We start from the raw sequence: 24,600 nt of genomic DNA on the forward strand, positions 1-24,600 counted from the left end.
AGAGGGATGAACAATGACAGCAATCGATATTATCAAATCAACCACTAAAGTTATAACGCCGATTTTCGGTGGTAAGTTCATGGGCAAATTTGCAGTGAAAAATGCACGTAAAGACTATAAAAAAAATGTCAAACCGCCTTTTTCACCACCCGGCTATGTCTTTCCTATCGTGTGGCCAATACTTTATACAACGATGGGTGTCGCTTATGTACTAGTGACTAATCAATCAGAGCGTAAGACTTTAAAAGGCATTTACTATACGCAATTAGGACTTAATTACTTATGGTCTATCTTGTACTTTAAATATAAGTTGCGCTTTAGTGCATTAGTAGAGAGTGTTGTATTGCTTGGTGCAGTAGTAACTACAACTGTAAAATTTTTCAATGTGAAGAAAGTTGCTGGCATATTGCTTGTGCCATACGTGCTTTGGAGCGCATTTGCGACGTATTTAACAGCAGGTAACTGGTTTTTAAATAAAGAGAACCCAAACTATACAGGAAAAACTGAGCACTAAATTGATGAAAAAGATAATATATAATGCGCTATACTGGTTTGTTATTCAAATGATTATTGCTCAACTTGGCACATATATAAGCCGTAAATGTTTAGAAAACGGGCATATATATTTTAAAAGTTGGCCAATTGAACAAGAAGGCCAATTGTGGCAAAAAGTCGTTAAAGTCCAATATTGGAAAAATCATTTGCCGGATGGCCAACGTATAAATTCGACTATTATCAGTAAATCAAACTTTGATAAATCGAGTCATGCGGACGAAGTACGCCAATTTATATTAGAAACGAGACGTGCGGAGTTTGTCCACTTGCTGTCTATAGCGCCTGTTATTGTATTTGCAAAGTCATCAAGCAGCGTAAAAATGATAAATCTAGTATATGTCGTTATAGCTAATGTACCTTGCATCATAGTGCAGCGCTATAATCGCCCTAAATTGGAACGTGTTTATTTGAGAAAGTTAAAAAGAAAGGGAGATTAAATGGTAAATAAGCAAGTCATTGTTATTGGAGGCGGGCTAGGCGGCATCGCTAGTGCAATTCGAATGGCTCAAGCAGGCTATCATGTGGATTTATATGAGCAAAATAATCACATTGGTGGAAAAGTGAATAGATTAGAGACGGAAGATTTTGGTTTTGATCTTGGCCCTTCTATTTTAACTATGCCTAAAATATTTCAACGTTTATTCCAGCAATGTGGTAAAAGGCTAGCAGATTATGTGAACATTCGTAAATTAGATTTGCAGATAAGAAACGTCTATCCTGATGGTGAAATGATAGATTTATATGAATCTATGCAAGATACATTGATAAATAATAAGACAGTCACAGATAAGGATATACAGCAGCTTACTGCGTTTTTTAACTATGCGAAACAGATTCATGAAACGGCTGAAAAGAGTTATTTTGATAAAGGTTTAGACACGATTTCTGAAATAATTCGTTATCATGGGCCATTGACTGCATTGAAAAAATTTGATTACTTTCATACCATGCAACAAGCTATTGATAAAAGAGTAGATAATCCTTATTTAAGAAAAATGTTAGGGTACTTTATCAAGTATGTAGGTTCATCATCTTATGACGCTCCGGCTGTGTTGAGTTTACTGCCTCAAATGCAACATGCTGAAGGATTATGGTATGTAGATGGGGGCATTCATAAATTAGCTGGTGCGATGGAGCAACTAGCACGAGAATTAGGCGTGGTTATACATTTTGATGCATATGTAAAACGTATAAATTATAATAGTGAAAATAAAGTTACTGGAATAACCTTAGCAAATAACAAAAACATCTATGCAGATTACATTATATCTAATATGGAAGTGATTCCTGTCTATAAAAATTTATTGAATTTTGATGAAAATAAAATAAATAAGTTAGAACGTAAGTTTGAACCCGCGAGTTCAGGTTATGTGATGCATCTAGGTGTAGACAAAAGTTATCCAGAACTCCGACATCACAACTTTTTCTTTTCTAACCATTCGAAAAATAATTTTGATGAAGTCTTTCACCAATATGTTTTGCCTCAAGATCCGACAATTTATGTAGTCAATACCAATAAAACAGATGACTCACAGGCCTCTACAGGGTATGAAAATATAAAAATTTTACCACATATACCTTATATTCAAGCGCAGCCATTGAGTGAACAGGCATATCTCCAATTTCGTGAGCGTATACTTGATAAATTAGAGTCTATGGGCTTGAAAAATTTAAGACAACATATCGTCTATGAAGATGTGTGGACGCCGCATGATATAGAAAACACTTATAGTTCTAATAAAGGTGCCATTTATGGTGTAGTATCGAATAAGAAAAAGAATAAAGGGTTTAAGTTTCCGAAAAAAAGCCAATACTTCAAAAATTTGTATTTTGTAGGTGGTTCTGTAAATCCTGGAGCGGGAATGCCGATGGTTACGCTAAGCGGTATGCAAGTTGCAGAAGCTATTATCGCTGAAGAAAGTAGTTGATAACAGATGATATCTTATATCATAGCGATAGTATTCACTTTAGCTTCCATATTAAGCGGAAAGTGTATGTACATGTATCGCGCTACGATTACTAGTAAAATAAAGGAAAATAAGACAGCCGTCAGTGTTATTGTTCCTGCGAGAAATGAAGCGGCAAATTTGCCTAAATTGTTTAACAGTATACCTAAGAACGAGCGTATAGAAGTTATCGTCATGGATGATGGTTCGACAGATAATACGCAAGCCATTGCAGTACATTACGGCGCAAAAGTATATATGGTTAACAATGATAAGACGTGGAAAGGTAAATCACATGCTTGTTGGGAAGGAAGCCGATATGCAACAAATGATTTATTGATGTTTGTGGATGCTGATATTCAATTTACAAGCGAAACGAGCATATGGCGCATAGTAAACCAATATCATCTACAAGGAGATAAAGGATTACTTTCTATCCAACCTTTCCATAAGATAAAACAAATATATGAGAATGGTTCTGCAATATTTAATTTGATGACTATTGTAGGAATGAACAAATTTTCAATAACGGAGACTTTGAATAATAAGCAAAGTGCGTTCGGGCCATTAATTTTAACTAATAAGCAAGATTATAAACTGACACGTGGTCATTTAAATGCAAAAGATAAAGTGATCGAAGGTTTTGCCTTAAGTAACGCATATCATGATTTTAATTTACCTGTTGATTTGTTTGAAGGACAAGGGGCAGTTAATTTTAGAATGTATCCGCAAGGGTTCGTAACACTATTAGAAGGTTGGAGTAAACATTTTGCCCTTGGTTCCAAAGCGACCCAAAAATCTACACTTGCTTTAGTATTTTTATGGTTATTTGGATCCATTATATCTACTCTGACTATCTTATTTGCTACCAAGTTAGGTTTCATATATATAATGTTAGCTATCATTATATATCTTATGTATGCGTGGCAATTCCACATATTTATTCGAAGAACTGGCAATTTTAATTTTATTGCGAGTATTTGTCATCCATTGCTTTTGGTATGTTTTGTAGGAATATTTTTTAAATCGTGGTTAGATATCAACATTTTCAAACGCATACACTGGAAAGGCCGAAAAATAGATTTATAGATTAATTTTTATATTAACGGAAAGGGATGCCGACGTATTTTCGAGGAGGACAACAAGTGAATCAATTAGAGAGAGATTATAAACACTGTCACAATATTATGAAGATACATTCAAAGACATTTTCTTATGCCTTTGATTTTTTAGAACTTAAAAGAAAAAAAGCGATATGGGCCATTTATGCAGTGTGTCGAATGATTGATGACAGTATAGATAAGTATAAAGACCTTGAACGATTAGGTGATATAGCGCATGATTTAGAAAGTATTTATAGTCATCATGCTCAAAGTTATCAAAGTGATGGGGCGATTATGAACGCATTTAATGACACTTTGGATACTTACGCAATCCCGCAAAAACCATTACGGACCTTGATTCAATATGTAAAAGAAGACTCTGATTTAACAATGATGCGCACAGATACTGATTTATATCATTATTGTTATGGCGTGGCTGGTACTGTTGGTGAATGTCTAACACCTATTTTAGCATCACAAAGAGAAGCAAACCCTAAACAAGCTGAAGCCGCTGCTATTGCTTTAGGTAAAGCACTACAAATAACTAATATTTTAAGAGATGTGGGCGAAGATTTCCAGAATGGTAGAATTTATCTCAGTGAAACTAAATTAGCTCAATATAAGGTCGATGTTCAAGCTATCTACAGTGAGGGCATCACACAAAATTATATAGACTTATGGGAAAGTTACGCCCATGAAGCAATGCAACTGTATAACATAGCATTAAATGGTGTTGTACATTTTGATGAAGATGTTCGTTACATTATTGAATTAGCGGCTTATGCCTACCTTGAAATTCTTGAAGAAGTGAGAAAGTCAGGCTATACGTTACACAAAAAGGTATATGTAAGTAAAGTGAAAAAACTAAAAATTTATAGAGATATTATTGCAAAATACAATAGGAGTGAAACAATATGAAGATTGCAGTTATAGGCGGCGGTGTTTCGGGTTTAGCTGCAGCTTCAAGGTTAGCAGCAAACGGACACCAAGTAGATATATATGAGAAAAATAAACAGATAGGCGGCAGAATGAACCAAATTAAGAAAGACGGATTTACGTTTGATATGGGACCAACCATTGTAATGATGCCTGAAATTTATCGTGATGTTTTTAATTATGCACATAGAAATATGAACGACTACTTGGAAATTAAACAATTATCTCATATATATGACGTGTATTTTAGCGAATCTGACCAAATCCGTGTGCCTACAGATCTTGCACAATTAAGGGATATGCTCGAAGCAATTGAACCTGGCTCAACACATGGCTTTATGTCATTTTTAACAGACATATACGAAAGGTATGAAATTGCACGGAAACACTTTTTAGAACGAACATTTAGAAAACCTACAGATTTTTACAATCCTTTTACTTTATATCAAGGAATGAAATTAAAAACATTTGATAAAGCAGATAACTTGATTGAAAAGTATGTTGATAATAAAAAAATACAAAAAATCTTAGCATTCCAGACATTGTATATAGGTATTGATCCTAAACGGAGCCCTTCCTTATATTCTATTATCCCAATGATTGAGCTAATGTTTGGTGTACATTTTATTAAGGGTGGTATGTATCGCTTCGTCAAAGCACTTCAAACATTGAATGAGGAGTTAAGTACTCGAATCCATACAGAAGCGAGTGTTGAAGAAATTATCATTGATACACGTTTTAAGCGTGTGGAAGGTCTAAAAGTAAATGGAGAGATCAAGAAATATGACAAAATACTATGTACTGCCGACTTTCCATATGCTGCAACCAATTTGATTAAAGAAAAACATCAACCTACAAAATACACAACACAAAAAATTGACAGCATGGACTATTCTTGTTCCGCCTTTTTAATGTATATCGGTGTTGATAAAGATCTATCTGAAGAAATTTTGTTACATAATGTTATATTTTCTAAGGATTTTGATAATAATATAAATGAAATCTTTTCCGGGGAAATACCAGCTGACCCTTCCATATATGTATATGCGCCAAGCGTGGAGGATAAGTCATTAGCACCAGAAGGTCAGACAGGTGTTTATGTACTTATGCCTGTCCCAGAATTGAAAACAAGTGATGCAAATTGGTCTGATGAGACAACAATCGCATATGTGAAAGATATTATTTATAATAAACTTTCTACCATTAAAGCATTGGAAAACTTAAAAGCACACGTGGTCACTGAAATGATTTATACGCCTAAAGATTTTGAAGGCGATTATAATGCGAAATTTGGGGCTGCCTTTGGTTTAATGCCTACATTAGCACAAAGTAATTACTATAGACCACCTAATGTAAGTAGAGATTACAAAAATTTATATTTTGCTGGGGCAAGTGTGCATCCGGGCGCAGGTGTTCCTATCGTCTTGACGAGCGCTAAAATTACAGTGGATGCAATGCTAGAGGATATCAATAACGGTATTTAAAAAACAAGCGCTTAATTTACTTTTATTTTGAAGTAAATTTAAGCGCCCGTGTTATTTTAAATTAATTAAACGTAATTGTTTGAGGGGTATCTAACGCATTATCGTTCATTATTTTAATCGCTTTTGGTGTTACTTTTAGTACGCACAAATTAGGATCTTCTTTAGAGTCGAAAAATGTCTTATCTTGTTTTTGCCAAATCCAATCAATCGTTTCTTTATCTTTTAGAATTTCGACATCTGCTTCTATTTCAAGAAAGCTACGGTTTTTTGTTTCGTCATAACCTATTAAAACATGCGCTTTGGGGTTGTCTTTAAATTCAGCCACTTTGTTAGAATCAATACTTGTTTTAGTGTATAGTGTGTGACCTTCATTATAAAAAATCATGTATCTACTATTTGGCATATTATTATGAGCCGTGGATAACACGCCAACATTAGAATGGTTTAAAATATTTTCAATTTCTTTTTGTACTGCTTCTTTATTCATATTACAATCACCTCTATATAATACATACCCTATATCTGTAATGTGCAAGCATGAGGTAAAACATTTGTGATATTGCGATATTTATTGAGAGACAATAACGGGTGTTAACCCTATATTCCAGCAATTTAATATGAATGAGCATGTTTTGCAAAGTGTTCAAAAATATATTTATAAAATGAGGAGATGTGACCATGCAGCTAGGTGTTATACTTAATCGCGTTTTTAGAATGAAAGATAACCCATTATTTGATTTTGTAGCAGAGCATCAAAATGAACTAGACAAATTATACTTTATTTTACCTCTAGAGGATTTATCTGATGCAGCAGAGGTAAAACGTAATGATTATTATAAAGTAGTCAAAGGTTTTATAACTGCTTTACAAAAGCGTGACATTTATCCCTATGTTATTACATACAAAAAGTTAGCATCTTTAGTCGATGATTTAGATTTATCTCATGTGTTAATCGCTAAAGATATTATGAGTTATCACAAAGAAACATACGACTACCCCCATATAAAAACAGTCTTTGAAAAACATCAAATCAAAGTGATTGGGCAACGTGTGAATCATTATTTTACGCCTTTAATGACATTAAACAAGCAACAGCAACCTTATAAAGTTTTTACTCGTTTTTACAAAGCGAACCGCAAAAATGTCATACATACACCTGCTAAAAGTTATCAATATAAGCAGTTAAGCCAAAATGCAGAAAAAGGTTTCAATCAAAGCGAGTTGCGATTAGATAATAATGAAGATATGGAAAAATCAGCACGTAAAGCATGGCATCGGTTTTTAGATGAAGATATATCCTATTATAAGCAATTGGCAGATGATGTATCACAAGATTTTGTCAGTGGGTTAGGAAAATATTTAGCATATGGCTTGCTCGATATTCACGCCATTATAAATGACTTACTTGAAGGTTATGATAGTGATGAAAGCAGCTATGAATCTTTTATCAGAGAAGTGATGTTCCGTGAATTTTATTATATATTAATGACGCAATACCCTGAAACTGCAACTCAATCTTTTTCCGAAAAGTACCGCAATATGCAGTGGTCCTATAACCAATCGCATTTTAAGGCGTGGCAACAAGGACAAACAGGTTACCCTATCGTTGATGCTGCAATGAAAAAATTAAATTGTACTGGATATATGCACAATCGATTAAGGATGGTTGTCTCTCAATTCTTAACGAAAAATTTATTTATAGATTGGACTTGGGGTGAAGATTACTTTAGAAAGTACCTTATTGATTATGATAATGCATCCAATGTACATGGTTGGCAGTGGTCTGCTTCAACAGGAACAGATGCAGCACCATATTTCAGAATGTTTAATCCGATACGTCAAAGCGAACGCTTCGATGCGCAAGGATATTTTATTAAAACACAGTTAGAAATATTGAATGAAGTGCCTAGTCAATATATTCATAATCCAACAAAGCACAAAGACAAGTTGAAAGAAAATTATAATGTTGAAATTGGTAAAGATTACCCAGAAGCTATCGTAAACCATAAACATAGTAGAGATTATGTTATGGATAAATTCAAACAATTTAAATAAGTATCTTTTGTAGTTTAATATTGAGATGTAGATAAAGCATATAGTGAAAGGCACTATATGCTAACGGGTCAGTGTTCGGGTTGTCTAACCGGATACTGACCGTATGGTGGTAAATGTGTCGTTTTTAAAAACATGGTTAAATTTGAAGCGTTAAAAGTAGAATCGTATTTAACTGTAAATAATGGAAAAGCGTATCAGCATAATAATAAATGCAGATACGCTTTTATAGATATAGTCGTATATAATGCTAATATCTTTGTACTGTAACATCGATATAATATCGTTTTAATAAAGAAAATGATAAAAACAGATATTAAATAGTAAAATTTTAGTTTATATATTTTCGCTTTGAATGGATCTGTAAGCTGACATTATTGTTGTTGAATAAAATTTTCTGTCGTATAAATATCAGCATATAATAAGTCTAGCGCACTGATAAATGCATAGTGGGCATCTTCTGCTTTAACGACATGCTCGTTATAAGTTAATTCGCGTGAAGCGCATGCATCTTCAACGACTGATACTTTATAACCTAAATCAGCTGCAGCTCTAGCGGTAGCATCAATACACATATGCGTCATCATACCAACAATTACAACATGTTCTATATTTTGAGCTTGCAATTTATCATGTAGTCCCGTATTAACGAAGCTGTTAGGGAATTGTTTAACGATCAGCGTTTCATTGTCTTGTGGTTGTACAACTTCTCGAATTTCTGCACCTTCCGTATCAGGAGCGAAAAATCCTAATGATTCATCAGGTGCAATATGTTGAACATGGTAAATATTTTCACTAAGATTTTCTCTAAACCACATTAATAATTTTTTAGCATTTTCTGCTGCATTTTCAGGATTACTTAATGGGTATTTACCACCTGGGAAATAATCATTTTGAATATCTACAATAATTAAAGCTGTATTCATGTTTATCCGTCCTTTACTGAATTTAATGTACAGTTATAATGATATATTAAAAACAAGATGTTATCGATAAGGTTATGAAATGAATTAGGTGATAAAACTTGCTTGATGAAAGGAGATTCAATAATGAAAATAGATAGTACTGATATACAAATATTGAAAATACTAGCCAACCATTCACGTACTCAATGGAAAGATATAGGAGAACAGATATACATGACAGGTCAAGCAGTAGGTAACCGTATTCGTAAAATGGAAGATGAAGGTATTATAAAATCATACACTATAAACATTAGCGAAGAAAGCCTCAAAAATGGAATGGTAGGTTTCTTAATAATATATATGAAGACCACGCAACATGGTCATTTTATTGATTTTGTAACGACTTGTAATGATATCATTGAAGCACATAGCATTTCAGGCGATGGTTGTTATCATTTGAAGTTTAAAGTATCTTCGAATGAAAAGTTGAATGCGTTATTACAAAAATTGTTAGAGTATGGAAATTACTCCTTGTATTTATCAGTTAACCAACTCAAAAAAGATGAACAATTTATTGAGCAATATTATTTAAATCATTTGGAAAAATAGTATGGACGCTAACATTTATTTACAGTGTTAGCGTCCATTTGTATATGCAAAATTAAATCATAATATTTAGTATTTGTTTTGTTCGCCCCAACTACACATATTTTCAATAATTGGCCATAAGGATTTACCTTTTTCAGTTAGACTATATTCCACTTTAGGCGGGATTTGAGGGAAAGCTTTTCTGTTTACGAGTCCATCTTGCTCTAATTCTTTTAAAGAGTCACTAAGCGTTTTGTATGTGATTTTACCTAAATAGCGTTTGAGTTGATTGAAACGTACCACTTCATACGTAGATAAATAGTAAATAATGGTTAGCTTCCATTTTCCATTGATAATCGACAGCGTGTAATCAAAATACGTATCGTTCAAATGACTATGGTGATGAGTGTTTTCCATGGTTACACTTCCTTTTAAGATAGTATATATATAAAAAGTGCATACTTGTTGAGTTGATACCCAAAGTTTAGACTATAATTGCTAATCGGTAAAGTATAAGGAGGAAAAATTATGTATTCTGAAAGATACCAACAGCATATAAAAACATTAGTTGAAAAAATAGAACAAGCTGATGCTATTGTTGTCGGCGGTGCATCAGGAATGTCTGCTGCAGGTGGTTATAATTGGTATGAAGACAATGCTGCTTTTCGAGAACATTTCGGAGATTTTGCTATTAAATATGGTATAGATAGTATTTTTGGTGGGTTTTATTATCGTTTTCAAACGTTGGAGGAAAGATGGGCTTATCTAGCAAGGTTAGTTAATTTTGTTTCACAAGCTCCGATGGCCAAACCATATGAAAATTTATTTGAATTAATTCAGAATAAGGATTACTATATTTTGACTACCAATCAAGATCGTCAATTTTACCATGTATTTCCTGAAACGAAGGTGAGCGCCATACAAGGTGATTGGACACATATCCAATGTGCGCAACGCTGTCATGATCAAGTTTATGATTTTTCAGAAGAAGCACATAACTTATGCACTAAAATAATAGACGCTCAAATACCTTCTGATGATATTCCAATATGCCCTTCTTGTGGAGGAAATATGGAATTATGGGTAAGATCATTTGTCTTTTTAGAAGGTACAAAATATAAAAATGAATTAGAAAAATTAAATGAGTATTTGTTAATGGTAAAACATAAACGTGTATTGTTTTTAGAGTTGGGTGTGGGGCCAATGACACCAATGTTTATAAAAGAACCATTTTGGAATTTAACTTATATGTGGCCTAATGCTTATTATATTACCATCAATCCTAAAGATGCTATTCTACCGGAAAAATTGGAGAATAAAGGGCAGGCTATTCATGAAGATATTCAACAAGTGCTTGGAGATAGTGTAAAGTATCGACAAACGTTAGAAAACAGCGTTAATTTATAGTTAACTTTAAAGGAGCATATATGATTACAGAAAATATTACTCAACATTTGGAATCTGCAGATAAAGTACTTATAAGCGCAAGTAATGGTTTGTCGATAGCAGAGGGGTTTCATATTTTTGCTGACGATAAAAATTTTAATGATTATTTTTCATCATTCAAACAGGAGTATCTAATTCATAATATTGTAGAGGGATTATTTTACCCTTATCCGAGTGAGCTTATTTACTGGAAATTTTATAGTAAACTATATCAGTATTTTTTAGCAGATTATCAATTAAGTGAAGTTATGAAACATTTATATGAATTAATTAGTGATAAAAATTATTTTGTAATTACTTCAAATATAGATAATCACTTTGAATATTCAGGCTTTGAGAATTCAAAAATTTTTGAAATTGAAGGTAACTGTAAGACGGCACAATGTGCGCGCGCATATCATAACAAATTATACGATATAAGTGAATTGTTATTAAAGATAAATAATAATCTTGATGATCAAACGCTTTTAAATATACTACCAAAATGCCCTCGATGTCACGGGCCAATGGCAATGCATATAGAGACAAATCATTATTTTATCAAACAAGAAGATTGGAAGTTGCAAGCCCAAGCGTTTGAACATTTTATTCATACGACTAAGGAAGAGAAAATTGTAGTACTAGAGTTAGGCATAGGCAGTCGGAATCAATTAATCAAAGCGCCAATAATGCAATGGATTCAACAAAGGGACAATGTAGTGTACATTACTTTTAATTTAGCACAAGAAATATTTATACCACTAGCAATTCAAGATAAATCGTTATCTGTACCTGGGGATATAGCACACAATTTAAGTGAGTTAGTGACTTTCAAACGTCAAGGTAAGGGGTGTACAAATGAATATTAATTTACCCTTACAAACGTATTTAAGCCAACGTAGTTGTGATATCTTTAAAAAATGGGAAAGATTTATGATGCAATCTGTGGATTTTTGGCTAACTGATAGCATTTGGCATACACAACAGCATAGCGCTAGAGTTATGTTTTATAATTTGATATTAGCTGACCGATTGCAGTTGGATAGTGATCAGTGTGAGCAACTTGCAACGTGTTCAGTGTTCCATGATACAAGAAGATTAGACGAAGGTCTGGACAAAGGGCATGGTTTGAGAGCGGCTAAATATTATAAAACATCTTGTCTAAAACATGGCTTGCTATACAATGACACAGTTGCTTATATTATGGCTTGTCATGATCAAGATGATAATGAAGCGCAAGCCTCCTTCAAATCGGAACTACAGGATCCGGAAAAAGCATTGTACCTATACAAAATATTTAAAGATGCTGATGCCTTAGATTGTTATAGGTTAGGAAGCGGTGCTTTAAATGTAAACTTTTTAAGAAATGAACAAAGTTTGGATCTTATTGAACTTGCACAATATTTAAATGATGTATAGTTAGTTATGTTATAAGGATGTTTAATAGTAAGCTAAAACGCAGTTGACTTCCTATGTTCATTAATACCGTCAAAAAATAGATGAGTGAGCTGCTATGAGATATAAATATAATAAAATGATGATTTTTACTGACATACAGTAGAAACCATCATTTTTTAGTTAGTTGTATTTTTTTAACTTTATTTAAAAAATCACATGAAAAACATACGAATACCCATAATAATAAGAACAGCTGAGAGCAGTTGCATGATGCGTCTTTCAGGTATAAATTCGGCAATTTTCAGACCGATTTTAGCACCAATAGCAATGCCTATCCCCCCAATAATCACGATCATCCAGTTTAAATTACCAATCGAAATTTGTGTTATAGCGCCTACAGTTGTATATATAAGTAATGAAAATACAGATGTTGAGGTGGCTTCTTTTGGATGCATTTTAAAAACATATATGAGAACAGGTACTAATAGCCAACCACCACCGATTCCTAGGTAATTAGATATAACGCCCATCAAAAACCCTAAAGGTATATACCAATAACTAAAAGAAGGTGAAGCAGTAGACGTGTGTGCGGGTTTCTTTTTGTTAAATTTAATAGGTAAATTTTTAAAAAGTAAAAAGAATCCTAGCACACTTAATAATATTGCAAAAATTATATAAAAAGCATTAGAAAAATAGTGTTGTAATAACCAGCTCCCTATAAACGTGCCAGGTATGGCACTCACACCAATTGTGATGCCTTGATTAAAAGCAATCTTTTTTTGTTTAGTATAACCAATAGCACCGATAATAGCGTTAATCATAACAATTACAAGTCCTGAACCAGCAGCTATACGAGGTTCTAAACCAAATAATATCAATAAGAACGGTACAAAGATAAATCCCCCACCAGCTCCAATAATAGTGCCATAAGCGCCAGCAAAGATACTGATCAACAGTAATACCAAAATTACACTTAAAGTCATTTTGTCATCCCTATCATTTTTTCTTAATCTTCTCATGTAGGTTTGACAAAACTCAAATAAGGATTAGTTATAGCCTATTACTAGAAGGAATGCTATATAGTATCAAACTCGTGTTAGAATTTATATAAGGTTAAAGAGGAGGGGAGAAAGTGAATCTTGAAAGTATAAAGATATTTTGTGATGTTGCTGAAACAAAAAGTTTTACTCAAGCTGCACAAAACTATTTTATTTCTCAACCAGCTGTAACGAAACAAATGAAGCAGTTAGAAAATTATTATAACGTGACATTATTTGATCGTAATGAGCGAAAACTAAAACTAACTAAAGCAGGAGAAACATTTTACCCGTTTGCGAAAGAATTAATTAGAATAAATGAAATTGCATTTCAAGCAATACAGAATGAACTCAATGAGCAAAATCATAGGCTGGTTATTGGAGCCAGCTTTACTATAGGAGAATATTTATTACCTCAAGTTATCAGTGAGTTTAAAAAGCAAAATACGAATGTACAAATTGAATTATCCATTGGTAATACACCATCAGTTCTTGAAAAATTAAACTTAAATGAAGTAGATGTTGCATTAGTCGAAGGTGTTTTCCAAATAGAAAAATATGATGTATATAAATTTGCAGAAGACAATTTAATCGCAATATGCTCAAGTCAAAATAAATTATTGAAACAAGATTCAGTAGAATTAAGCGATTTACTTAAAGAACAATTTATAGTTAGGGAAAAAATGTCTGGGATGAGGAAAATTATAAAGAATGAGTTAGAAAGACACAATATGACCTATGCTCAATCATTTATGGAATTAGGCAGCATACAAACAATTAAAAGTGCGGTAGAAGCAAATTTAGGGATTAGTTTTCTACCGAAAATTGCAGTAGAACGTGAATTAGCATTAGGTGTTCTAGGAAATATTAATGTGACTAACTTAAACTTAAGTAGAGATTTTTGGATTGTACAAAAAGATACAGAATTTAGGAAACAAATTGTAAGACAATTTAATGACTTTATTAAGGGAAAAAATTTTAATTGAAATTGTAAGCGTTAACAACTAGGTGGTGCAAATATGAATTATCAAAAAGTGGCCAAAGATGTTTTAAAACATGTTGGCGGTAAAGAAAATATTAAACATGTAACACATTGTGCTACAAGGCTAAGGTTTACATTGTATGAACAAAGCAAGGTAGACAATGAATCGATTAAACAAATGAAAGAAGTTATTGATACTGTAGATAAGGGAGGGCAATATCAAGTAGTTATCGGTAACGAGGTAGAAGATGTTTATAAGAATTTAATGAAAGAAGGTAACTTGGAAGACAATCATAACAATGACAGGGAAGACGAAGTAGATAATAAAAATATATTTATTAAATTGTTAGACGTGATTGCTAGCATATTTACACCTATTATCCCTGTATTAGCTGGTTCAGGTATGATCAAAGCATTAATTGCGATTATTGACACCTTTAAGTTAACCAATTCAGATACAGCTGTGCATAGAATATTAACCATACTAGGCGATGCTGGATTTTATTTCTTACCGGTTATTTTAGCTGTTTCTGCAGCGAAAAAATTTAATGTTAATCAATATATTGCCATTGTTATCGGAGGTGTATTGCTGCATCCAGCATTTATTCAAATAGTGAAAGAAGGAAAATCTTCAGGAGAGGGTGTTTCCTTTTTAGGGATGCCTGTGGGTTTAGTTGATTATGCTTCAACAGTTATTCCAATCATACTTGCTATTTGGTTTATGAGTTTTGTAGAAAAACAACTTAATAAGTTTATACCTAAAGCCATTAAGATTGTATTAGTGCCTATGTTTACGATTCTTATTGTAGCCGTCGTAACACTGATTGTCTTAGGACCGATTGGGAACTATTTAGGAATTGGTTTAAGTTACATTTTTGCAACGTTGAATGTTCATGTAGGTTGGTTAGTTCCTACATTAGTTGGATTATTTATGCCACTACTTGTTATGACTGGTATGCATTATGCTCTAATTTCATTAGGAATTAACGAACTTGCTTCTAAAAACTTTGACCCAATCGCTGGCCCTGGTATGTTTGTATCCAATTTAGCACAGGCAGGAGCTGCTTTTGCAATTGTTTTTAGAACTAAAAATAAAGAATTAAAAACATTAGCTAGTTCAACAAGTTTCACTGCGATTTTCGGAATTACTGAACCAGTACTCTATGGTGTCAATTTAAGATATAAACGACCACTGGTTGCTGCTATGATTGGTGGCGGTGTAGGTGGTTTGTATTATGGTATCACAGGAGTAGGAAGATTTGCGCAGATACCACCAGGCATTTTATCGATACCAGGTTATATTGGACCAGATGGTTTTGGCGTTTTAATTCATGCCATTATCGGTATTATCATTGCCTTCGTCGTTGCATTTTTAATTTCATTAACCCTTGGTATTAATGAAGAAACTTTAGACGTAGAAGAACAGCACAACGCTTCAGATAATAACCAAATTGCTGATAAAGATACATTTACAGGAGCTCACGTAAATGCACCTATAACTGGGGAGGTTATTCCACTCAATGAAGTCAATGACCCTACGTTTGCTGCTGAACTGTTAGGCAAAGGCGTAGCGATTAAGCCGACAGAAGGTAAGGTTTATGCGCCAGTTGACGGCACGATTACAGCACTGTTAGATAGTCATCATGCGATAGGTATTACGAGTGATGAGGGTGTAGAAATTTTAATACATGTGGGACTAGATACTGTCGAATTAAATGGCCAATTTTATTTTCCACAAGTTGAAAACGGTCAAGAAATTAAGCAAGGACAGCTATTATTGGAATTTGATTCTAAACAAATCAATGATGCTGGTTACGAAACGACAACGCCAGTTATTATCACGAATACTGCTGAATTTGATGATGTGGAGACCATAGTAAATCAAACTATGACACATGGCGAAAAAATAATAAATATTAGCTGAAATAGATATAAAAATAATAGAAAGAAGGTATATTATGAGTTTTCCTAAATCATTTATGTGGGGCGGGGCGACTGCTGCAAATCAATGCGAAGGCGCATATAATCAAGATGGTAAAGGGTTGAGCACTGCTGACGTCATGACGTCATCGAAATATGGACAGCCAAGAGAAGTAACTCAAACTATTGATGAGACAAAACATTACCCTAGTCATCATGGTGTAAATCACTATGAACGTTATGAAGAAGATATTAAACTCTTTGCTGAAATGGGTTTTGAATGTTATCGCATGTCTATTGCGTGGTCTAGAATTTTTCCAAACGGCGACGATGCTGAACCGAATGAGGCAGGGTTGCAATTTTATGATAATATATTTGATTTATGCTTGAAGTACAATATAGAACCAATTGTCACGTTGTCCCATTTTGAAACGCCATTAGGTTTACAAAAATATGGTTCATGGTTGAGCCGTGAGGTTGTAGATTATTTTATGAATTACTGTGAAACAGTGTTCAAACGTTATCAGGGAAAAGTGAAATATTGGATTACCTTTAATGAAATTAATGTGATGTCAACGAAACCTTGGATGGCTGGTGGCATTCAAGAAGATACTGAACAAGCTAGGATGACTGCTGCGTATCACCAGTTTCTGGCAAGTGCCAAGGCAGTCCAACTTGCTCACGATATGAGCGGAGTATATCAAGTTGGTATGATGTATAACGGACATATTGCATATCCAGCGAGTCCCGATCCTGCTGACGTCATTCGTACAACCCAATTTATGCATCAGATGCTTTTTTACGCTGATGTTCAATGCCGTGGCTACTATCCAAATTATAAAATAAAAGAGTTTGAAAGAAACCATATTACGCTGCCAATTGAAGATGGAGACTTAGACGAACTTCGTGCTGGTACTGTTGATTTTATTTCATTTAGTTATTATTTAAGTCACGTTGTGGGAGAAGATACACCTTTAAAATTTGTTGGGTTAAACGGTGTGAAAACAGGTTATAAAAATCCGACTTTAGATACAAGCGATTGGGGATGGTCTATCGATCCTTCAGGTTTAAGATATATTTTAAATTTATTGTATGATCGTTACCAATTGCCGTTAATGATTGTAGAGAATGGTTTAGGTGCAGTAGATAAAGTTGAACAAGACGGTAGTGTACGTGATATGTATCGTATAGAATACTTAAAAAAACATCTTCTAGAACTGGAAAAAGCAATTGAGATAGACGGAGTACCTGTCATGGCATATGCGATGTGGGGTCCTTTCGATATTATTTCTGCAAGCACCGGTGAAATGAAAAAACGGTATGGCTTTATATATGTAGACGTCGATGATGATGGCAACGGCACTTATAATAGATATAAAAAAGATTCATTTTATTGGTATCAAAAAGTAATTGAGACAAATGGAGCTTCATTAAAGTTTGAATAACATGAAATCATAGAGGTGGAAAAATGGGAAGACAATATATAGTATTCACAAGTGAATACGGAAGTGGCGCGCGTTTAATTGCTAGACAGTTAGCAGAAACATTAGACATTCCATTTTATGGCGAGGTAGATTTATTAAATGAAACTGCTAAATACCTTGAAATTGACACACAGGTTCTACATAACTTTGATCAATATGGTGAAGTAGCGGAAATAGATATAGAAAAAATCATTGATGGCTATCAGACGGTCATTTTAAATATCGTGCATAAAGGGCCATGTATACTAATGGAAAGAGACGCAGATTATATATTAAAAGATGCAGTTTCATTCTTAAATGTATATGTTTACGCACCTGATATTGCTAAGAAAATTGAACGAGCAGTTAAAATTGCAGGCCAAAGTGAAGAAAACACAAAAGCATTTATTCAACAACAAGAGCAATCACGTGCAGCGTTTTATCAACAATATACAGATATCACAAGAGCTGAATTAAGTGAATATGACTTATGTCTGAATTCAGATACTTTGACTGGTAATGCGCTAGATATGTCAATTTGTGTCGATATTATAAAGAGTGCTTTACAGTAACTTTAAAATTTACCGTTTATGATACTTAATTCTTCAATAGGTATAACCCAAAATATATGATTGGTTAGAATAATTGTTTCCAGCGTATTATATGGAAAAGAACATTGAATTGAGGCATCATCAGTAATCACTCGCTAAATGCAAGATGCTGATGATGCCTTATCTTTAACATAGTTATCATTTACGAATTGATTATATTTTAGAATACACGATTTTGCTCGATTTCTACAAAAACTATGATATATCGTTTAGATTGTTTATGACTGAAATCATATCATCTTGAATCACTAAATCTGCATCGTTATCGTAAGGTGTAGGGTCTCTATTAATAATGATTAAGTTTTTGCCATCAAAATTTGAAATAAGACCAGCGGCAGGCTGAACGACAAGCGAAGAACCTAAGACTACTAAAGTGTCTGCCGCTTTAATCTTGTGTAGCGCATCAAAGATAGTGTCTTGATTTAGCGTTTCTCCGTAAAGCACGATGTCGGGTCTAATGATACTGCCACACATTTCACATTGATGTAATTGTTTATCAATGACATAGGGTTTTGTATATTTTTGATCGCATTGCAGACAATAAAATCGATTTAATGTGCCATGTAGTTCATCTGTTTGGGTACTGCCAGCATCCGAATGTAAGCCATCAATATTCTGTGTAATAACACCTAGTGATTGATGATCTCTTTCAAGTTGAGCAATCCATTGATGTACGACATTCGGTTCTTTATCAGCAAATAGTAAATACTGATGACAAAAACGAATAAAACCTTCTGGCTCATTTTTAAAATAATCTTCACTTAATAGGTACTCTGGGGAGTAACCATTTTTTGAAATTTCATCATATAAACCGCCAATAGAACGAAAGTCAGGGATGCCACTTGCCACAGATATACCTGCACCTGTGAAAAACGTGATTTTATCAGCATTATCTATAATGCCCCTTAATTGTTCAATTTTCTGATTCATGTCTATCACTCCATTAGAATAGTAACGTCTGACCGAATTTTGCAAATCCTTTGATTACACTTACGTCAATTTTTGAAAATATAAATATATCTTAGTTTTTATATTGTAGTATTTGTACCAGGCCCCACAGGTATACCTAATAGATACCAAATGATAAATAAAATTGTCCATAAAACTAAAATAACAATTGAATACGGTAGCATAACGGATACCACAGTACCAATGCCGTTATGTTTATTGTATTTTTCAGCTACAGAAACGATATAAGGGAAAAACGGCATTAATGGTGAAATGATATTCGTAGCCGAATCACCAATACGATAGGCGACTTGAGTTACTTCTGGAGTAACACCTAACTGCATAAACATTGGTATAAAAATCGGTGCCATTAAAGCCCATTTTGCAGAATCAGCAGCCATCAGTATATTGATCATTGTGGTCATCAATATTAATATAATTAACGCTGTTAACCCATTAACATGCAAGGATTTTAATAATTCAGCGCCATTTACAGATAGCACTGTGCCAATATTTGTATATTCAAATAAAGCTACAAATTGAGCAGCAAAAAAGATTAAGACAATAAACTCAGACATAGTTGTTAACGAATCACTCATTAATCTAACAGCATCTTTATCGTTTTTAATCTTGTGATCAATGATGCCATAAACAATACCTGGTATTAAAAAAATCAGCATCATAGAAAATATAATACTATGTATAAACGGAGAGTCTATAAAATTCCCGTTGTCACCTCTTAAAATACCGTTGGATGGCACAACCATCAACCCTATTATAACAAGCACAATTGCTAATGAGATATTTGCCCATTTGAAAGCTTTGTTATTAATTTCATTAAACGTTGTATGTTTAGGTGAATCGTATTTCCCTAAACTAGGTTCGACTATTTTATCAGTAATGAATGTACCAATGATAACGATTAAAAAAGTAGATACAAACATAAAAAACCAATTGTCCGTAGCATTGACAATATAATTTGGATTTATAATTTGTGCTGCTTCTGTTGTCATACCACTTAAAATGGGGTCATTAGTACCTAAAAATAGGTTAGCAGAATACCCACCAGCAACTCCACTAAAAGCAGCTGCCAAACCAGCGATAGGGTGTCTATTAAATGATAAGAAGACCATGGCCCCGAGTGGTACTAAAACAACATACCCTACTGAAGCGGCTATATTTGATAATATACCTAGTAATACAATCGTAGGCGTAATGAGCGATTTTGGGGCATTAGCTACAGATTTTTGGATAAATGCACCAAGGTAACCGGTTTTTTCTGCTACGCCAACACCTAACATGGCAACTAGCACGGGGCCAAGCGCAACAAACGAGGTGAAATTCTCAACGACATTCGTAAATACATGAGAAATACCAGAGGAAGTAAGTAGACTAATAACATGAATGGTTTGGCTTTCTACTTTATTGTTGTCTGGATTGATACCTTTAAAATCAACCGTTATATCTAAGGTGTATAAAATATGTGACAAAATAAATAAGATAACAGTAAAAATTAAAAATATAGTTACAGGATGAGGGAGTTTGTTACCTAAGTATTCAATTTTACTTAAATAATGAGTAACTTTATTATTTTTCATAAAACCACTTCTTTCCCGATAGTTATACTAATGATTTTAAACCAAAAGCTAAGAATTTCAATCACTTTTGTTAGTACAATTTAGGTTAAACCGATCTTATTAAAATATTTAATCACCTAAATGAATCGGTCCGCCTGGTCCTACAGGTATACCGAGTGAATACCAAATGATCATAAAGATAGTCCAAATGAGCCCGCCAATAATACTATATGGTAATAAATTTGCGATTAAGGTACCGAGTGCAATTTTCTTATTATATTTACGTGCGACAGTTAATAAGAAGGGAAGGTACGGAATCATAGGCGTAATCGGATTGGTGATCGAATCACCAATTCTATAAACCATTTGGGTAAATGCAGGATGAAAATCTAAAGTTGCAAACATTGGGATGAATATCGGCGCCAAGATGCCCCATTTGGCGGAAGCACTACCCATAAAAATATTGATTGTTGCTGTAAGTAGAATTAATCCAATAATTAAGGTGACACCGCTTTGGTGTTGTAGTAATTTAGCGCCATTAATCGCAATAACTTGACCGATATGACTCCAATCAAAGAAAGCCAATAATTGTGCGGCAAAGAAAATAACAATAATGAAACTACTCATATCAGACATACTTTGTGTCAGTATTTTACCTAATGATTTACTATTTTGTATTTTTCCGCTTTTAATTCCATAAATAATACCAGGAATAGCAAAAGTAATTAAGAGTATCACACCAAAGCCGTTCATTAAAGGTGAGTCTACGAGCAATTGTCCAGTTTCATTATTTCTTAAAAAGCTATGTTTAGGTATGGCTATAACAACGATACATACCAACCATAACACTAACATCCAGTTCGACCATAACAGTGCTTTACCCTCTTGCGTAGTAAATGTTTTCTTATCTACGCTAACGTCTGTATCTTTATCTATACTTAAATTTTGAAAACGGGGTATGGTCACTTTTTTCGCTAAGATATAGATAATTGGGACTAATAAAAAAGTCGATATAGACATAAAGAACCAATTCATTGCTACATTAATTGATATATCGCCCTCAAATAATTTTAGTGCAGATTGTGTAAATGAAAATGATAACGCATCGTCTAGGCCTATGATTAAATTTGCCCCATAACCTACTTCAACTGCAGCATAACTCATAATTAATCCAGAAATTGGATGATAGCCTAGTTTAATAAAAATCATTGCCGTAAGCATTGGCATAATCATAGGCGCAGCGCCACCTGCAGCGTTGCCTAAAATAGACATTAAAATTAAAAATGGTAATACAAGTTTATGTGGTGTCTTATCGACAACACTATGTAATAAATGTTCAAAATACCCAGTCTTTTCAGCAAGTCCCATACCAATCATAACAACTAAGACCATACCTAAGGCTGGAAAGGTTACGAAGTTGTTTATGGTTTCTGTTAATATTTTCGTTAGACCTTCCCAATTTAGCAAATTGACCACATGAATTGTTTTATTATTTGTTGGTTGTGTGGCTTGGACATTAAATAAAGATAAAACCCAAGATAAACCAAGCACAATGAGACATAACAAGAAGAAAAGCATACTAGGGTCAGGTAATTTATTACCTGCACGCTCAACTCTAGTTAGAATATTAATAGATATTCGTTTCATCATATCATTTTGAACCTCCCATAAAAATTAAATTAAGATATTATTATAACAGATAAAATTCAGAATTATTTGATTTTTTAAACGTTAAATACATCATATATTAAAGTTAAAAACTATTGTTTATGAAACAATGACATCTCTAGCGTTAATTATTGTTCGTTAAGTAAAAAACGAGTCAGAAAGCTAAGCACAATAATAAATGTTTTATATGGGATATAAAGACAAATTCAAAATAAATACATTTTAAATAATGATTTTTATAAAGTGATTCAGCAGTTAGATTAAATAGTATTATTAAAAAATATATTAAGTTATGAAAGCCTACTTAATACAGTCCTCAAAAATATATAATATTGCACAAAAAAATTTAAAAATTTTGAAAATAATATCTACACATTATTTCTTATAATAAGTTATGATGAAATGTAGATTTATTAAAGTGAGTATCAAATGTTAATTATTTTGATAATCAGAAATAAGCAAAAGTTCATCTATTAAGATGAACTTTTTGTTTTAAAATTACGTACTTTTATTGAAAGGTAATATATTCATTAAATTGCGTATTGCAGATGGTTTTATAATAAGGAGGGGAAGGCATGCAAGATGAAAATGATCTATATAAAATGATCGTAGAAAAAAGAGATAGTAAGTGTCTAGAAATTCTATACGATCGTTACGAGTCAGTATTATTTAATTTGGCTTACAAAATTACACAAGATAAGCAATCTAGTGAAGAAATTTTACAAGATATTTTCATGAAAATTTGGCATCAAAAAGCAATTTTCAAACCAGAAAGGGGCAAGTTATCAACTTGGCTTATTACGTTATGTCGTAATGGAGCGATTGATATTGTTAGAAAAAGAAAGGTCGTAGAAAGCCAATTTGATGAAACATTTCAAGGTATCCAAACGAGTAGTTTACCTGAATATGATTTATTAGATAAGGAATGTTCTGAGGAAATACAAAAGATGCTTTCATATTTGAACAAAGATCAACAGAAGATTATATCCTTATTTTATTACAAGGGGTTGAGCCAACAAGAAATTGCAGATAAATTAAAAATGCCTTTAGGTACTGTGAAAAGTAGACTGAGATTATCAATAAAACATTTAAATAACTATATTAAAAAGTTTTTGAGAAGGGAGAGTGAAGAAAATGAAAGATAACAAAGTTGATAAAATATATGAATATTTCAATGATAAGTTAAGTGAAAGTGAAAAAGTGCAAGTTGAACAAGAATTGAATATGTCATCTGAAAGTAAAGAAACTTTAGATAGTATTAATATTCTTCATCAAACTCTTTCTTACAGTAATAAAGAAGTTGACCCTCCGACGGGTATGAAACAAAGAATCTTAGAGTCAGTTTTAAACGAAGAAAATGGTGCCGATACAAATTCAGAAGTTGAAAAACAACAGGATAAAGAGGATGATAACCATTTAACTGCTGCACAATCATATAAAAGTGGTATGGGCGATTCAAGCGAAACACATCAATATAAAAAGCCAACGACATCACCTAAACAAAACGATGATAAAAAACCTAAAATACCTTTGTTCCGACGGATTTCTGTAGGCATTATGGCGGCATTATTATTGTTATCTTTGATAGGAAATGGTGTTCAATACTTTAAACAAAAGGAATCGCAAAACCAATCTACTCCAATGATTAATACGAATGACGCTCAATCCATCAATTTGAAATCTATGGATGAAGATAAGACACAAGGTCAAGCTTACGTATCCAGTAATAAAACACATAGTAAATTAATGGTTGAAGCCAACGACATTGAAGCTACAAAAGGTAATGAAGTCTATCAAGTTTGGGTAATCAAAGATAATAAACCTTATCCTGCAGGGACATTTGCAACGAAGAATGATAAAGGTATGGTTGTATTTGATTTAAGTGATATGGATGTAGATGAGAATGACACGATTGCACTTACGTTAGAACCTTCACCAAATAATAATGAGCCTAAGGGACAAATGATTATGGCGAGTAATAAAATTTAATAAAATAAAATTT

The 24,600-nt window shown here is 33.2% G+C and carries 24 protein-coding genes; 17 read left to right on the plus strand and 7 right to left on the minus strand.

Features of this window, described 5'->3' with window-relative positions:
* Window positions 1–13: 13 nt before the first annotated feature.
* From BJG89_RS00950 to BJG89_RS00975, 6 genes are all read left to right on the plus strand, one after another.
* Entirely contained in the window at window positions 14–514 is a 501-nt protein-coding gene (locus BJG89_RS00950) for a TspO/MBR family protein (RefSeq protein WP_096808095.1), read from the plus strand.
* A gap of 4 nt (window positions 515–518) precedes the next feature.
* The gene (locus tag BJG89_RS00955; RefSeq protein ID WP_096808096.1) at window positions 519–992 is read left to right on the plus strand and encodes a glycosyl-4,4'-diaponeurosporenoate acyltransferase CrtO family protein; all 474 of its coding nucleotides are present in this window, start codon (window positions 519–521) and stop codon (window positions 990–992) included.
* Window positions 993–2,483 carry a phytoene desaturase family protein gene (locus BJG89_RS00960; protein WP_096808097.1) on the plus strand — a complete coding sequence of 497 codons (1,491 nt, stop codon included), beginning with the start codon at window positions 993–995 and terminating at the stop codon, window positions 2,481–2,483. It begins immediately after the preceding gene.
* 66 nt (window positions 2,484–2,549) lie between these two features.
* Window positions 2,550–3,590, plus strand: coding sequence for a glycosyltransferase family 2 protein (locus BJG89_RS00965; protein ID WP_232514201.1), 1,041 nt, complete (start codon window positions 2,550–2,552; stop codon window positions 3,588–3,590).
* A gap of 56 nt (window positions 3,591–3,646) precedes the next feature.
* Entirely contained in the window at window positions 3,647–4,522 is an 876-nt protein-coding gene (locus tag BJG89_RS00970) for a phytoene/squalene synthase family protein (protein WP_096808099.1), read from the plus strand.
* Window positions 4,519–6,024: a phytoene desaturase family protein gene (locus tag BJG89_RS00975; RefSeq protein ID WP_096808100.1), complete on the plus strand. Its 1,506-nt coding sequence runs from the start codon at window positions 4,519–4,521 to the stop codon at window positions 6,022–6,024. The genes BJG89_RS00970 and BJG89_RS00975 overlap by 4 nt, the downstream gene beginning before the upstream one ends.
* 61 nt (window positions 6,025–6,085) lie before the next feature.
* Here the strand turns inward: BJG89_RS00975 and BJG89_RS00980 are convergent, their stop codons facing one another.
* Complete coding sequence (locus tag BJG89_RS00980; protein ID WP_096808101.1) at window positions 6,086–6,511, minus strand: pyridoxamine 5'-phosphate oxidase family protein; 426 nt, start codon at window positions 6,509–6,511, stop codon at window positions 6,086–6,088.
* Window positions 6,512–6,702: 191 nt separating this feature from the next.
* On the opposite strand from BJG89_RS00980, the gene BJG89_RS00985 reads away from it, so the two are divergent.
* On the plus strand, window positions 6,703–8,079 hold the full coding sequence (locus BJG89_RS00985; RefSeq protein ID WP_096808102.1) for a cryptochrome/photolyase family protein: 1,377 nt from the start codon (window positions 6,703–6,705) through the stop codon (window positions 8,077–8,079).
* A 371-nt stretch (window positions 8,080–8,450) separates the two neighbouring features.
* Here BJG89_RS00985 and BJG89_RS00990 read toward each other — a convergent pair whose 3' ends face one another.
* A complete protein-coding gene (locus tag BJG89_RS00990) occupies window positions 8,451–9,002 on the minus strand; it encodes a cysteine hydrolase family protein (RefSeq protein ID WP_096808103.1) in 552 nt (183 codons plus the stop codon).
* Between the two features lie 123 nt (window positions 9,003–9,125).
* Here BJG89_RS00990 and BJG89_RS00995 point away from each other — a divergent pair, with 123 nt between their 5' ends.
* The gene (locus tag BJG89_RS00995; protein WP_096808104.1) at window positions 9,126–9,590 is read left to right on the plus strand and encodes an Lrp/AsnC family transcriptional regulator; all 465 of its coding nucleotides are present in this window, start codon (window positions 9,126–9,128) and stop codon (window positions 9,588–9,590) included.
* Window positions 9,591–9,656: 66 nt separating this feature from the next.
* Here the strand turns inward: BJG89_RS00995 and BJG89_RS01000 are convergent, their stop codons facing one another.
* The gene (locus BJG89_RS01000) at window positions 9,657–9,986 is read right to left on the minus strand and encodes a winged helix-turn-helix transcriptional regulator (protein ID WP_096808105.1); all 330 of its coding nucleotides are present in this window, start codon (window positions 9,984–9,986) and stop codon (window positions 9,657–9,659) included.
* A 111-nt stretch (window positions 9,987–10,097) separates the two neighbouring features.
* On the opposite strand from BJG89_RS01000, the gene BJG89_RS01005 reads away from it, so the two are divergent.
* Genes BJG89_RS01005 through BJG89_RS01015 form a run of 3 tightly spaced genes read left to right on the plus strand, consistent with a single transcriptional unit; the run spans window position 10,098 to window position 12,413 of the window.
* Window positions 10,098–10,976 (plus strand): SIR2 family NAD-dependent protein deacylase, encoded by an 879-nt coding sequence (locus BJG89_RS01005; protein ID WP_096808106.1) that lies wholly within the window; start codon window positions 10,098–10,100, stop codon window positions 10,974–10,976.
* 20 nt (window positions 10,977–10,996) lie between these two features.
* Window positions 10,997–11,863, plus strand: a complete 867-nt coding sequence (locus BJG89_RS01010) for a Sir2 family NAD-dependent protein deacetylase (protein ID WP_096808107.1) — start codon at window positions 10,997–10,999, stop codon at window positions 11,861–11,863.
* Window positions 11,853–12,413, plus strand: coding sequence for an HD-GYP domain-containing protein (locus BJG89_RS01015; RefSeq protein WP_096808108.1), 561 nt, complete (start codon window positions 11,853–11,855; stop codon window positions 12,411–12,413). Before BJG89_RS01010 ends, BJG89_RS01015 begins: the two co-directional genes overlap by 11 nt.
* A 191-nt stretch (window positions 12,414–12,604) precedes the next feature.
* Here BJG89_RS01015 and BJG89_RS01020 read toward each other — a convergent pair whose 3' ends face one another.
* Window positions 12,605–13,375, minus strand: coding sequence for a sulfite exporter TauE/SafE family protein (locus BJG89_RS01020; protein ID WP_096808109.1), 771 nt, complete (start codon window positions 13,373–13,375; stop codon window positions 12,605–12,607).
* Window positions 13,376–13,524: 149 nt separating this feature from the next.
* On the opposite strand from BJG89_RS01020, the gene BJG89_RS01025 reads away from it, so the two are divergent.
* From BJG89_RS01025 to BJG89_RS01040, 4 genes are read left to right on the plus strand one after another with little or no spacing between them, the layout of a single operon-like run.
* Window positions 13,525–14,415 carry a LysR family transcriptional regulator gene (locus tag BJG89_RS01025; RefSeq protein ID WP_096808110.1) on the plus strand — a complete coding sequence of 297 codons (891 nt, stop codon included), beginning with the start codon at window positions 13,525–13,527 and terminating at the stop codon, window positions 14,413–14,415.
* 33 nt (window positions 14,416–14,448) lie between these two features.
* A complete protein-coding gene (locus BJG89_RS01030) occupies window positions 14,449–16,335 on the plus strand; it encodes a beta-glucoside-specific PTS transporter subunit IIABC (RefSeq protein WP_096808111.1) in 1,887 nt (628 codons plus the stop codon).
* Between the two features lie 34 nt (window positions 16,336–16,369).
* Window positions 16,370–17,776, plus strand: a complete 1,407-nt coding sequence (locus BJG89_RS01035; RefSeq protein ID WP_096808112.1) for a glycoside hydrolase family 1 protein — start codon at window positions 16,370–16,372, stop codon at window positions 17,774–17,776.
* A 23-nt stretch (window positions 17,777–17,799) separates the two neighbouring features.
* Window positions 17,800–18,366 carry a cytidylate kinase-like family protein gene (locus BJG89_RS01040; RefSeq protein ID WP_096808113.1) on the plus strand — a complete coding sequence of 189 codons (567 nt, stop codon included), beginning with the start codon at window positions 17,800–17,802 and terminating at the stop codon, window positions 18,364–18,366.
* Window positions 18,367–18,600: 234 nt separating this feature from the next.
* Here BJG89_RS01040 and BJG89_RS01045 read toward each other — a convergent pair whose 3' ends face one another.
* From BJG89_RS01045 to BJG89_RS01055, 3 genes are all read right to left on the minus strand, one after another.
* On the minus strand, window positions 18,601–19,335 hold the full coding sequence (locus BJG89_RS01045; RefSeq protein WP_096808114.1) for an NAD-dependent protein deacylase: 735 nt from the start codon (window positions 19,333–19,335) through the stop codon (window positions 18,601–18,603).
* A 98-nt stretch (window positions 19,336–19,433) separates the two neighbouring features.
* On the minus strand, window positions 19,434–20,951 hold the full coding sequence (locus tag BJG89_RS01050; protein ID WP_096808115.1) for an AbgT family transporter: 1,518 nt from the start codon (window positions 20,949–20,951) through the stop codon (window positions 19,434–19,436).
* 108 nt (window positions 20,952–21,059) lie between these two features.
* Window positions 21,060–22,580 (minus strand): AbgT family transporter, encoded by a 1,521-nt coding sequence (locus BJG89_RS01055; protein ID WP_096808116.1) that lies wholly within the window; start codon window positions 22,578–22,580, stop codon window positions 21,060–21,062.
* Window positions 22,581–23,173: 593 nt separating this feature from the next.
* Here BJG89_RS01055 and BJG89_RS01060 point away from each other — a divergent pair.
* Window positions 23,174–23,743: an RNA polymerase sigma factor gene (locus tag BJG89_RS01060; protein WP_096808117.1), complete on the plus strand. Its 570-nt coding sequence runs from the start codon at window positions 23,174–23,176 to the stop codon at window positions 23,741–23,743.
* Window positions 23,733–24,587 (plus strand): anti-sigma factor, encoded by an 855-nt coding sequence (locus tag BJG89_RS01065; protein WP_096808118.1) that lies wholly within the window; start codon window positions 23,733–23,735, stop codon window positions 24,585–24,587. Before BJG89_RS01060 ends, BJG89_RS01065 begins: the two co-directional genes overlap by 11 nt.
* The last annotated feature ends 13 nt before the right edge of the window (window positions 24,588–24,600 follow it).

Source organism: Staphylococcus nepalensis (assembly GCF_002442935.1).
Taxonomy (GTDB): domain Bacteria; phylum Bacillota; class Bacilli; order Staphylococcales; family Staphylococcaceae; genus Staphylococcus; species Staphylococcus nepalensis.

Excerpts from the sequence above, each read along its gene's own strand:
- BJG89_RS00990 (WP_096808103.1), bottom strand. The coding sequence starts at position 9,002 with ATGAATACAGCTTTAATTATTGTAGATATTCAAAATGATTATTTCCCA.
- BJG89_RS01010 (WP_096808107.1), top strand. The coding sequence starts at position 10,997 with ATGATTACAGAAAATATTACTCAACATTTGGAATCTGCAGATAAAGTA.
- BJG89_RS00955 (WP_096808096.1), top strand. The coding sequence starts at position 519 with ATGAAAAAGATAATATATAATGCGCTATACTGGTTTGTTATTCAAATG.
- BJG89_RS01020 (WP_096808109.1), bottom strand. The coding sequence starts at position 13,375 with ATGACTTTAAGTGTAATTTTGGTATTACTGTTGATCAGTATCTTTGCT.
- BJG89_RS01055 (WP_096808116.1), bottom strand. The coding sequence starts at position 22,580 with ATGATGAAACGAATATCTATTAATATTCTAACTAGAGTTGAGCGTGCA.
- BJG89_RS00960 (WP_096808097.1), top strand. The coding sequence starts at position 993 with ATGGTAAATAAGCAAGTCATTGTTATTGGAGGCGGGCTAGGCGGCATC.
- BJG89_RS01035 (WP_096808112.1), top strand. The coding sequence starts at position 16,370 with ATGAGTTTTCCTAAATCATTTATGTGGGGCGGGGCGACTGCTGCAAAT.
- BJG89_RS00965 (WP_232514201.1), top strand. The coding sequence starts at position 2,550 with ATGTACATGTATCGCGCTACGATTACTAGTAAAATAAAGGAAAATAAG.
- BJG89_RS00975 (WP_096808100.1), top strand. The coding sequence starts at position 4,519 with ATGAAGATTGCAGTTATAGGCGGCGGTGTTTCGGGTTTAGCTGCAGCT.
- BJG89_RS00950 (WP_096808095.1), top strand. The coding sequence starts at position 14 with ATGACAGCAATCGATATTATCAAATCAACCACTAAAGTTATAACGCCG.
- BJG89_RS01065 (WP_096808118.1), top strand. The coding sequence starts at position 23,733 with ATGAAAGATAACAAAGTTGATAAAATATATGAATATTTCAATGATAAG.
- BJG89_RS00985 (WP_096808102.1), top strand. The coding sequence starts at position 6,703 with ATGCAGCTAGGTGTTATACTTAATCGCGTTTTTAGAATGAAAGATAAC.
- BJG89_RS01015 (WP_096808108.1), top strand. The coding sequence starts at position 11,853 with ATGAATATTAATTTACCCTTACAAACGTATTTAAGCCAACGTAGTTGT.
- BJG89_RS01005 (WP_096808106.1), top strand. The coding sequence starts at position 10,098 with ATGTATTCTGAAAGATACCAACAGCATATAAAAACATTAGTTGAAAAA.
- BJG89_RS01030 (WP_096808111.1), top strand. The coding sequence starts at position 14,449 with ATGAATTATCAAAAAGTGGCCAAAGATGTTTTAAAACATGTTGGCGGT.
- BJG89_RS00980 (WP_096808101.1), bottom strand. The coding sequence starts at position 6,511 with ATGAATAAAGAAGCAGTACAAAAAGAAATTGAAAATATTTTAAACCAT.
- BJG89_RS01060 (WP_096808117.1), top strand. The coding sequence starts at position 23,174 with ATGCAAGATGAAAATGATCTATATAAAATGATCGTAGAAAAAAGAGAT.
- BJG89_RS01000 (WP_096808105.1), bottom strand. The coding sequence starts at position 9,986 with ATGGAAAACACTCATCACCATAGTCATTTGAACGATACGTATTTTGAT.
- BJG89_RS01050 (WP_096808115.1), bottom strand. The coding sequence starts at position 20,951 with ATGAAAAATAATAAAGTTACTCATTATTTAAGTAAAATTGAATACTTA.
- BJG89_RS01040 (WP_096808113.1), top strand. The coding sequence starts at position 17,800 with ATGGGAAGACAATATATAGTATTCACAAGTGAATACGGAAGTGGCGCG.
- BJG89_RS00995 (WP_096808104.1), top strand. The coding sequence starts at position 9,126 with ATGAAAATAGATAGTACTGATATACAAATATTGAAAATACTAGCCAAC.
- BJG89_RS01045 (WP_096808114.1), bottom strand. The coding sequence starts at position 19,335 with ATGAATCAGAAAATTGAACAATTAAGGGGCATTATAGATAATGCTGAT.